The sequence below is a fragment of the Halorubrum sp. SD626R genome (assembly GCF_001261915.1).
Lineage (GTDB): Archaea > Halobacteriota > Halobacteria > Halobacteriales > Haloferacaceae > Halorubrum.
In genome coordinates, this window is sequence record NZ_CVRT01000081.1 from 1 (window position 1) to 9,670 (window position 9,670).

Annotated in this window: 11 protein-coding genes and 1 pseudogene; 3 read left to right on the forward strand and 9 right to left on the reverse strand. The window is 71.5% G+C overall.

The window, feature by feature from the left end; translation table 11 throughout:
• The coding region (locus SD626R_RS08945) for a 50S ribosomal protein L37e (protein ID WP_141651428.1) at positions 1-134 on the forward strand (134 nt) is incomplete at its 5' end.
• Positions 135-249: 115 nt separating this feature from the next.
• A pseudogene (locus tag SD626R_RS08950) lies at positions 250-1,280 on the forward strand (MsnO8 family LLM class oxidoreductase).
• A 23-nt stretch (positions 1,281-1,303) separates the two neighbouring features.
• On the opposite strand, the gene SD626R_RS08955 reads toward SD626R_RS08950, so the two are convergent.
• The 6 genes from SD626R_RS08955 to SD626R_RS08980 form a co-directional block, all read right to left on the reverse strand.
• Positions 1,304-1,516: a DUF8015 family protein gene (locus tag SD626R_RS08955; protein ID WP_241996650.1), complete on the reverse strand. Its 213-nt coding sequence runs from the start codon at positions 1,514-1,516 to the stop codon at positions 1,304-1,306.
• The gene (locus SD626R_RS08960; RefSeq protein WP_092565827.1) at positions 1,516-1,716 is read right to left on the reverse strand and encodes a hypothetical protein; all 201 of its coding nucleotides are present in this window, start codon (positions 1,714-1,716) and stop codon (positions 1,516-1,518) included. The genes SD626R_RS08955 and SD626R_RS08960 overlap by 1 nt, the downstream gene beginning before the upstream one ends.
• Before the next feature lie 62 nt (positions 1,717-1,778).
• Positions 1,779-2,858 carry a deoxyhypusine synthase gene (locus SD626R_RS08965; RefSeq protein WP_092565829.1) on the reverse strand — a complete coding sequence of 360 codons (1,080 nt, stop codon included), beginning with the start codon at positions 2,856-2,858 and terminating at the stop codon, positions 1,779-1,781.
• A gap of 39 nt (positions 2,859-2,897) precedes the next feature.
• A complete protein-coding gene (locus SD626R_RS08970; RefSeq protein WP_092565831.1) occupies positions 2,898-3,182 on the reverse strand; it encodes a ubiquitin-like small modifier protein 1 in 285 nt (94 codons plus the stop codon).
• Positions 3,183-3,204: 22 nt separating this feature from the next.
• Positions 3,205-4,566, reverse strand: a complete 1,362-nt coding sequence (locus tag SD626R_RS08975) for a TrkA C-terminal domain-containing protein (protein WP_092565833.1) — start codon at positions 4,564-4,566, stop codon at positions 3,205-3,207.
• The gene (locus tag SD626R_RS08980) at positions 4,563-5,681 is read right to left on the reverse strand and encodes a potassium channel family protein (protein ID WP_092565835.1); all 1,119 of its coding nucleotides are present in this window, start codon (positions 5,679-5,681) and stop codon (positions 4,563-4,565) included. Before SD626R_RS08980 ends, SD626R_RS08975 begins: the two co-directional genes overlap by 4 nt.
• 132 nt (positions 5,682-5,813) lie before the next feature.
• On the opposite strand from SD626R_RS08980, the gene SD626R_RS08985 reads away from it, so the two are divergent.
• Positions 5,814-7,010 carry an NAD-binding protein gene (locus SD626R_RS08985; protein WP_092565837.1) on the forward strand — a complete coding sequence of 399 codons (1,197 nt, stop codon included), beginning with the start codon at positions 5,814-5,816 and terminating at the stop codon, positions 7,008-7,010.
• Positions 7,011-7,037: 27 nt separating this feature from the next.
• On the opposite strand, the gene SD626R_RS08990 is transcribed toward SD626R_RS08985, so the two are convergent.
• From SD626R_RS08990 to SD626R_RS09000, 3 genes are all read right to left on the reverse strand, one after another.
• Positions 7,038-7,673: a uracil-DNA glycosylase gene (locus SD626R_RS08990; RefSeq protein WP_092565839.1), complete on the reverse strand. Its 636-nt coding sequence runs from the start codon at positions 7,671-7,673 to the stop codon at positions 7,038-7,040.
• 77 nt (positions 7,674-7,750) lie between these two features.
• A complete protein-coding gene (locus SD626R_RS08995; protein WP_092565841.1) occupies positions 7,751-7,978 on the reverse strand; it encodes a helix-turn-helix domain-containing protein in 228 nt (75 codons plus the stop codon).
• A gap of 238 nt (positions 7,979-8,216) precedes the next feature.
• The coding region (locus tag SD626R_RS09000) for an FAD-binding protein (RefSeq protein WP_092565847.1) at positions 8,217-9,670 on the reverse strand (1,454 nt) is incomplete at its 5' end.

The following is a 9,670-nucleotide window of genomic DNA, read 5'->3' on the forward strand; positions in this document are numbered from 1 at the left end:
CGGTTCACGTGAAGTGCCGCCGCTGCGGCGAGAAGTCCTACCACGTCAAGAAGGAGCGCTGCTCCTCCTGCGGCTTCGGGAAGTCCGCGAAGCGCCGCGACTACGCGTGGCAGTCGAAGACCGGCGACAACTGACGACGCTCCCTCTGATCTCTCGTTTCGGCGCTGACCCCGTAGCGACTGCCCCTTTCGAACCCCACGATCCCGCCGCCGGCCCAACCCTTACGACCGGGGGTCGCCGAGCGCGGACATGGACCTCTCCATCGTCGACCTCTCGCCGGTCCCCGCGGACGGGACCGCCGCCGACGCCTTCGCGAACACGGTCGCGGCCGCCGAGCAGGCGGAGCGACTCGGCTACACGCGGTTCTGGGTCGCCGAACACCACGGCCGGACCGACCGCCTCGCGGGGACCACCCCGGAGGTGCTCCTCGGCCGGCTCGCGGCGGCGACCGACGCGATTCGGCTCGGCAGCGGCGCCGTTCTACTCAATCACTACAGCCCGTTCAAGATCGCGGAGCAGTTCGGGACGCTCGACGGTCTCGCCCCCGGCCGCGTCGACGTCGGCGTCGGTCGGGCGAACGGCCCGGCGGCCGCGGACCGCGCGCTCGGGACGAGCCGCCGCGTCGAGACTCCGAACGAGGACCACGAGGAGCGGATCCGCGCGCTCGTGAGCCACCTCTACGACGACTACCCCGACGGCCACGAGTACGCCGACCTCGGCGTCCCGCGCTCCGGAGACGGCCCGCCGGTCCCCTGGGTGCTCGGGTCGAGCCCGGCGAGCGGGGAGATCGCCGGGGCGCTCGGGCTCCGGTACTGCTTCGCCGGGTTCATCAGGCCCGGATTCGCGGAGCGCGCGTTCGCGGCCTACCGCGAGGCGTTCGAGCCCGGCGCGCTCCCCGGCGGCCCCGACGAGCCGACGGGGATGGTCGCGGTCAACGCGGTCGCCGCCGAGACCGACGCGGCCGCGGCGCGGCGTCGCGCGCCCGCCGAGGCGACGTTCAGGCGGATGCGACGCGGCGAGCTCGGGGACTCGACGCCGAGCGTTGAAGAGGCGATAGACGAGCTCGGGGGGGTCCCGGAGCCGACCCCCGCGACGCCGACGAGTGGCCGCGATCGGTGTCCGGGAGCCCGGAGACGATGGCGAGTGTGTTGGAGCAGTTGGCCGACCGCGTCGGCGTCGACGAGGTGATGATCCAACACGCGGTGCCAGACCACGACGATGCGCTGACGTCGCACGCGCTGTTGGCCGAGGCGGTCGGGCTGGAGTCGAGAAGCGAGTGACGTCCCCGCGTCGCCGCCCCCGATCACTGAGCGCGCGGCGGATTCCGCACGATCGCGTCGAGCATCAGCACCGCGCACGCCAGCGACGCGTTCGCGGTGGCGGCCACCCACCCGCCGAACACCGCCGCGCCGACGCCGTACCCGCCGGCGAACAGCAGCGGCATGCCCGCGAGGATCGCGTCCGCCCGCGTCACCCGATCGGGCAGGTCGACCGCGCTGCCGTCGGCCACGCTCATCACTCCACGTACCCCAGATCTCGAAGCCGCTGTCCGATCCGACGGGCCTCCGCCTCGCTGATCTCGTCGTCCGACTCCATCTCCTGAACGGCGACGTGTTTCACGAACTCCTTCACGGAGCCGAACGGTTCGTCTTCGATGTACTCTTCGACGTCGGCGACGAAATCCTTCCGCAGCGAGATGGTAGTGTAGTCGGCCATTACGCCGGATTAGTGGCTCCCGGGTGAAAAATCTAATTACATGTAATTACTATTCATCAGTACTACTCCACGCGCTCGCGGGCGGCGGCGACGAGCATCGGCAGCATCACGGTCGCGTCGCCGTAGACGGAGGCGTTCCGGGCGTCCTTCTCCAGTTTCCCCCACGACCGGGCCTCTTCGAGCGTGGCGCCGGAGAGCCCGCCGGTCGCCTCCGGGTCCATCGTGATCTGGACCGCGTAGTCGTAGGCGCGCGGCGTGACGAGCATCGTCTGGAGGGTGAAGTTCTTCGGCACGCCGCCGCCGACGAGCAAGCAGCCGGCGTCGTCGGCCTCGAACGCGAGGTCGGTCAGTTCCGTCATGTCGTCGAGGGCGTCGAGCGTGAAGTCGGCCGTCTGCGCGTACATCCACGCTTGGAGCCCAAGCACCGAGTCCTGCACGGCGGGGCAGTAGACGGGGACGTCGCAGTCGTACGCCGCGGCCGCGACGCCGGGGTCCTCGGCCACGTCGTCGCGCTCGTTGACCGCGGCGTTCGCGCGGCCGAGCTCGCGCGTGAGATCGGCGATCGAGACGGCGTCGGCGCCCTCCGCGTCGGGGTCGGCCTCCAGCGCTGGGAACACCTCCTCGCGGAGGTGACCCTCGAACGCGGCGAAGTGCTCCTGCGGGAGGTAGACGTTGTAGATGCGGTCGACGCCCTCGTCGCGGAGCCCCTCGTCGTGCTCGCGGAGGCTCTTCTCCGGGTCGTGGGTCCGGCCGTGGTGGTGTTTCCCGCCGATGGCCTCGATAGCGTCGTGGGTGAGGTTCGCACCCGTCGTCACGAGCGCGTCGACGTAGCCGTCGCGGATCAGGTCCGAGACGATCCGACGCATCCCGGCCGGGACCATCGCGCCCGCCAGCGAGAGGAAGACGGTGCAGTCCTCGTTCGCGAACATCTCCGCCAGCACGTCGCCCGCCTCGTTGACCGACGCCGCGCCGATCCCGGCGTCGCCGTACCCCTCGACGAGCTGGCCGACCGTCATGTCGGCCGTCGCGCGAGTGTGTCCGACCGGGTCCTCGTGGAACTCCTCGCGGTTGGGGTCGCCGGCGCGGTCGTGTCGGTCGTGCTCCCCGCCCTCGTCTCCCTCACCGTCGTCGCCGTCACTCATGTCGAGTGATGCGGCGGGCGACCGTTTGAAACGACCGATCTACCGCTCGGTCGAGCCCCCGCTCACCGGCGGGAACAGCGCCAGTTCGTCGCCCGCCTCCAGCGTCGTCTCCAGCCCATCGTCGTCGCGGACGCTCCGGCCGTTCCGGAGGACGTTGATGTGGTCGGCCACCGCCCCGTCGTCGAGCACGCGGTCCCGGAGGTCGGGGTGCGCGTCGAGGAGGGCGTCGAGCGCGTCGCCGACCGTCTCGCCGGGCGACGCCTCCACCTCGACGGCGCGGCCGCCGGCGATCTCAGCGAGGTCCGCGAACAGCTTCCACTCCATACGTGGGCCCCGCACGGACGCCTCAAGAGCGTTGCGTCCCGTCGCCCGATTCGGAGTCGGTGTCAGCGTCGCCGGACTCGGGGTCGCCGGATTCGGCGTCGGCTACGTCGGCATCGCCGTCGTCGGACTCGGGCGAGGGGACGGCGGCCGACGGGTCCGCCCGCCCGCCGGCGGCGTCGCCCTCGAACCGGCGGATCGCGTCGGGCCGACCGACCAGGTACACCAGGTCGCCGGCGGCGAGGGTGTACGACCGCGGCGGGATCGGCTGGACCGCTCCCCTCTCGGGTCGGACGGCGGCGACGACGACCTCGACGTCGCCCACGGTGCTCCCGGCGAGGGCGCTCCCGGCGCCGACCGCGATCGCGGCCATCGTCTCGTCGGCGTTCCGGAGCAGCGAGGCGAACTCCCGGTCGGCCTGCGGCTCCGCCGGCAGCGTCACGATCCGGTACGACTCCTCCTCGGCGAGCCGCTCCGCGTCGGACTCGTCGAGCGCGACGGTCGCCGCGTCGCCGGCGACGCCCCGGAGCTCGCCGGTGGCGACGCGCTTCGGCTCCGGGTCGGTCCGCCACAGCTGGACCGCGTCGCCGGCGGTCGCGTTGTTCGGCGGGTCCGCCGCCACGGCGACCGCGGCCGACCCCGGCGCGAGCGTGGGCCCGAGCCCCGCCGCGCGGGAGCCGACCGCGAAGTACTCGATCTCGCCGTCGCCGGTGACGTCGACGTCGACGTAGCCGACGCCGTGGTCGCTTTTCACCCGCGCGACGAGCCGCTCGCGGAGCTCCTCGCCGGAGAGCTTCCGCGCGAACAGCAGCGTCTTCCCGGCCATCTCGGCCTTCTTCTCCGGCGACACCGGGTCGTAGGTGTCCATGTCCTCGATCTCCTCCGCCGGCGGGAGCGTGACGGCGGTGAACCGCCCGACCGCCCGGACGATCCCGCTCAGCTCCCCCTCCAACTGCCTGGCGCCCGAGAGCGCGAACACGTCGACCGCGAGCCGGTCGCCGGCGTACCGACCGCCGGGAGCGGTCACCGCCGCGACGCCCAGCGAGACGACGTTGAAGAAGACGCTCTCCGGTTCGAGCAGCGACGGGCTCTCCCCGACCGCGATGGCGCCCAGCGAGGTGGTGTTGAGGTACAGCGCGACGACGGAGACGCCGAGCAGGACCGCGACCCCCTCGGGGATCTCGCCGCGGAAGTACCAGCGGTACGTCAGCGCCGCGGCGCCCGCGACGAGGACCGACAGGACCGCGAACGTGACGAGCGTGACCGCCGCCTGTCGGGGCCGCGCGAAGCCGACGTCGACCGCGGGCGCCGCGACCGCGACGAGGGGGCTCGCAAGCCCGCCGAGCCCCGCGGCGATCGGCCCGACCGCCCCCGCTGTCGCGGTCATCTCGCGACCTCCGCGAACCGGTCGAGCGCGTCGCGGCTCCCCACGACGAACAGCTGGTCCTCTGCCGAGAGGGGCTGCGAGCCGCTCGGCGCGATCGTCCACGAGTCGTGGCGCGCCGCGAGGACGGCGACGTCGTACGCCTCCCGGACGCCGACCTCGCCGATGGTGTGGCCGTCGAGTGGACCGCCGGCCACGACCGACACCTTTCGGAACCGCTTCCCCGTCCGCCGCAGCAGCGTCGTCAACTCGTACTCCCGGCGCGTGCCGCGGGAGAGGACGAGGACCCGGCCGCGGCCCGCGCCGAGGAGCGCCGTCGCCTGTGACCGGTCCACGGCGCCCGGCTCCGGCTTCCCGCTCGTCCGGGCGGCAAGCACCGTCCCGTCCACGCTGAGGTCGGACGCGATCACGCGCACGACGTCGCCGCGGGCGATCCCGGTCGGGACGAGCGCGGGCACCGACACCGCGCGCTTCCCCTGTGGGACCCGCTTCGACAGCGCGCCGGTCGGCGGGGCCGCGGCCACCGTCGCGTTGGCGCGCTCGTCGATCCGCACGGCGACGTCCGCCAGGTCGAGCTCGGTCCGGAGCCGCTCGGCGAAGCGGTCCTCCAGCTCGGCGAGCGGGAGGTCGGCCGGGAATATCCAGTCGCCGTCGACGATCGCGCGGCGGGTCTCGGCCGGCAGCGGCGGGTACCCCTCCATGTCGCTCACCTCGCCGGCGACCTCGACGGTGACCCGCCCGCGGCCGCCGACCAGCTCGACGACGTCGGTCGAGAGCGTCCGGTCCCGGAGCTGCTGGAGCGAGAGCCGCTTCGGGGCGCTGGCGCCCAGCGTGTCGCCCTTGGCGTGCGCGTACAGCGAGATCATCAGGACGACCACGATGGCCGTGAGGATCGCCGGCGCGCGCTCCGACGACCGGATCGTCTCGTCGTTAAGCGCGAGCAGCCCGCCGTTGATGCCGGCGATCGCGAGCGCGAGGACGACGACCCCGAGCCCGGGGATCGTCACCCCGGTGACGTACTTGAACACGAAGCCGAGCACCCCGGAGACCAGCGCGGGGACGATCCCCGTGATGATCCCGAGGTAGATCCCGAAGACGATCTCGACGGGCAGTGACATACGGCTCACACTCGGCGGGGCGTTTAAACGCCTGTCGGCGCGGGGGCCGCGTCGCGGTCGCCGTCGAGGCGACCCTCCACGACGCCGTCCCGCCCTCGCGGGGTTTAAGTTCGGCGTCGGCGACGGGCCGGTATGGAGCTGACCCGTGACTGGGTGACCGTGCGGGCATCCATCGCCCTGACGTTCGCGGTCGCGGTCCTGTCGATCCTCGCTGGGCTCGCCCAGATCGGCGGGCTCGGGGTCTCCGGGCCGCTCGCCCCCTACGTCCCCGACGTCGTCCGCCAGACGGTCGGGTTCACGGGAACGATCACCGGCTTCTCGATGCTGGGGAGCGGCTTCGCGCTGAAGAAGGGGTATCGAGTGGGCTGGTACTCCACCGCGGTCCTGCTCCCGCTGACGGCGGTCCAGGGGCTCATGCAGGCGTCCGTGGTGTCCTTCCCGCTGGTGGCGCTGTCGATCCTGTCGATGCCCGCGCTCGCGTACAACCGCGGGCGGTTCGACAGGGACTTCTCCCCCTCGCCGACCCAGCTCGCGGCGGGCGCCGCCCTGGTGACCGCGATCTCGTACGGGACGGTCGGCACGTACGCGCTCCGCGACCAGTTCAGCGGGGTCGAAACGATCGTCGACGCCTTCTACTTCACCGTCGTCACCGCCTCGACGGTCGGCTACGGCGACGTGATCCCGCAGGCCGGTCCCGCCTCCGACATCGCTCAGCTGTTCGTGCTCTCCTCGCTCGTGATGAACGTCGCCGCCTTCGCGGTGGCGCTCGGGGTCCTCCTCACGCCCGCCATCGAGGCGCAGCTCTCCAAGGCGCTCGGAAAGATGACCGACAGACAGATCGACCTCCTCGACGGCCACGTCCTCGTGCTCGGTTACGGGGACCTGACGGAACCGATTCTCGAAGAGCTCGCCGCCCGCGACGGCGTCGAGTACGCGGTGGTGACCCCCGACGAAACGGCCGCCAGGCGGCTCGCCGACCGCGACGTCCCGGTGTACACAGCGGACCCCAGCGACGTGGAGCCGCTCGAACGGGTCAACCTCGACGGCGCCCGCGCGGTCGTCGCCGCGACCGAGGACGACGCCCGCGACGCCCTCGCGATCCTCACCGCCCGCCAGCTCAACCCCGACGTGCGGATCGTCGCGGCGGTGACCCAGCGGGAGAACGTCGACAAGCTCCGCCGCGCCGGCGCCGATCAGGTGATCTCGCCGTCGACGCTTGGCGGGCACATCCTCGTCGACTGCGCGTTCGGCGCGGACAGCGACGACGCGACGACCGATCTGCTCGGAGGCGTGATCGACGACGAGGAACTTGACGATTCGACCGCCTGACCGCCCGACCGCGCGGCGGGGGCGCGCTCACCGACTCCGACGACCTTTCGTCTGCCGGTAGTCGCGGCTCAACACGTTCTCGCGCATGTGTTCGCGGAAGGCGTCCGCCTCGGCGTCGGTCATCGACGCCGGCTCCTTCATCGGCACCAGCTCGAACCCGCGGCCCCGGATCGTCGTCGCGTGCTCGGCGTCGACGTCGAAGGAGTCCGGCCGGCGCGTCGTGTACTCGACCGCGAGCTCGCGGAGCGGTCGGTCCCCGACCGGGACGATGATCTGCGGGTTGATCATTCGGATCTCCGCGTTGAGGAACGGCTCGCAGGTGTCGACCTCGCGGTCGGTCGGCTCGCGCTCCGGATGTCGACAGCGCGTCAGGCTCGTGAAAAACAGGTTCTGCACGTCCGGCTCCGTCGCGTCCGGCGGCGACCGGACGAACCCGAGGTCACCGAATATCGACTGGACCCGCTCGCCGCCGCCCGCTCCGGTGAACGGCACGCCGTTCGCCTCGGCGGCCGCCGTCGGCCCGGTCCCGACGACGAGAAACTCGGCGCCGACGTCGCCGTACCCGTGGACGACGCGCTCCCGCGCGTCGCACAGCTCGGGACAGTTCTCGCACGCCGCGTCCATCCCGAACGGGTTCCGGAACTCCTCTTGATTCGCGTCCACGGGCATACTCTGCCCTCCGAGCCCCTAAACGCTCCGCCGGCGGGATCGCGGTGTCGGGTCCCGCCTCGTCGAGCGCGTCAGTTCAGCGCGTAGGTGTCGCCGTCGCAGTCGACCATTCCCTCCCGCTTGAGGGTCTTCAGGATGCTGTACAGCGAGATCTTCTTCATGCCGAGCGACTCGCCCATCTCCGAGACGGTGGCGTCGCCGTTCGTCGTCAGGTACAGGTACACGAGCTTCGCGCGGGGCGACTGCAGCTCCCGCGGCAGGGCCGGCGCCGCGGTGCGTGCGGTCTTCGTCTGTATCATCTTGTTCGAAGCGATGGGTTCGACGATAATAAACCCCCTATACAACGATCGTCGAAAACTCGCGAAGCGACCGAGAGCGGGAGCGAGTCGAGCGAAAAGCGACGAATCGACGACCGCGGATCCGGCGTCCGAGCGGCACGGGCTCTCGATCGCGGCGATCGTTTCGACTGACGACGCAGACGGGACCGCGGTCCGTCCGAGGCGGTTACCCTGACCGAGAGTCGCGTCGGTCGACGGCTCAGTACGAGCGGCTCTTCGGCTCGTACGTCTTGTTCTCGCCTTCGAGGATGGTCGGCTTGTACCAGAGCTCGGGCTCCCCGTCGTTCCACGAGACGAGGGTGTGTTTCAGCCAGTTCTCGTCTTTCCGCTCCTGGTGTTCCTTCCGCCAGTGGGCGCCGCGGAACTCCTCGCGGGCGAGCGCGCCCATCGTGAGCGCCTCGGCGATGTCGAGGATGTTCCGCGTCTCCATCGTGTGGATCAGGTCGGTGTTGAACGTCCGGGACGGGTCGGAGACGGCCACGTCCTTGTACGCCTCGCGCGCCTCGCGGAGGTCGCCGAGCGTCTCTTCGAGCCGGCCCTCCTCGCGGAACACGTTGACGTTGGCGGTCATCGTCTCCTGGACCTTCGAGCGGATCTCCGCGTGGTTGCGGCCCTTCCGCGAGAGCAGCGCGTCGACGCGGTCCTTCGCCCGGTCGACCGCGGCGCCGAGCACGCTGTCGGCGTCCGTCGCCACCGCACCGCCGTCGGCCGCGGCGGGGCCCTGGCCGCCGGTCTCGCCGACTTCGACCCCGAACTCGTAGTCGGCCGGCTCCCACTCGCCCTCCTTGCCGGTCGGGATCTCGGCCTCGCCCATGTCCTCCCCGGCCGCGTGGCGACCGGCGCGCTTGCCGAAGACGATGAGCTCCGGGAGGGCGTTGCCGCCGAGGCGGTTCGCGCCGTGGACCGACGCGCAGGCGCACTCGCCGGCGGCGTAGAGCCCGTCGATGGCGGTCTCGCCGTGCTCGTTCGTCTCGATGCCGCCCATCGCGTAGTGCTGCCCGGGCTTGACTGGCATCGGCTCCGTCAGGCCGTCGGCGCCCTCGAAGTCCTCCGCGAGGTGGAGGATGTTCTCCAGCCGGTCGAGGATGCGCTCCTCGCCGAGGTGCCGCATGTCGAGGTGGACGTACTCGTCCTCGATGCCGCGCCCCTCGTTGACCTCGGTCAGCTCGGCGCGGGAGACCACGTCGCGGGAGGCGAGCTCGCCGTCGTTGTTCGCGTAGCCGTGCTCGAACATGAAGCGCTCGCCCTCGCTGTTGTAGAGGATCCCCCCCTCGCCGCGGACGCCCTCGGAGATGAGGACGCCCGTCGACGGCAGCGTCGTCGGGTGGAACTGGATGAACTCCATGTCCTCCATCGGGACGCCCGCGCGGTACGCCATCGCGACGCCGTCGCCGGTGTTCGCGACCGCGTTGGTGGTGTGGTCGAACACCTGTCCCATCCCGCCGGTCGCGAGGATGACGCCGTCGTCGGCGCGGAAGCCGCTGACCTCGCCGCTCTGGATGTCGTAGGCGACCACGCCGTGACAGGTCCGGTCGGCCGGGTCCGGCTCGTCCGTGACGGCCAGGTCCATCACGTGCCACTCGTCGTACACCGTGACGCCGCGTTTGACCACCTGCTCGTACATCGTGTGGAGCATCTGGTGGCCGGTCTCGG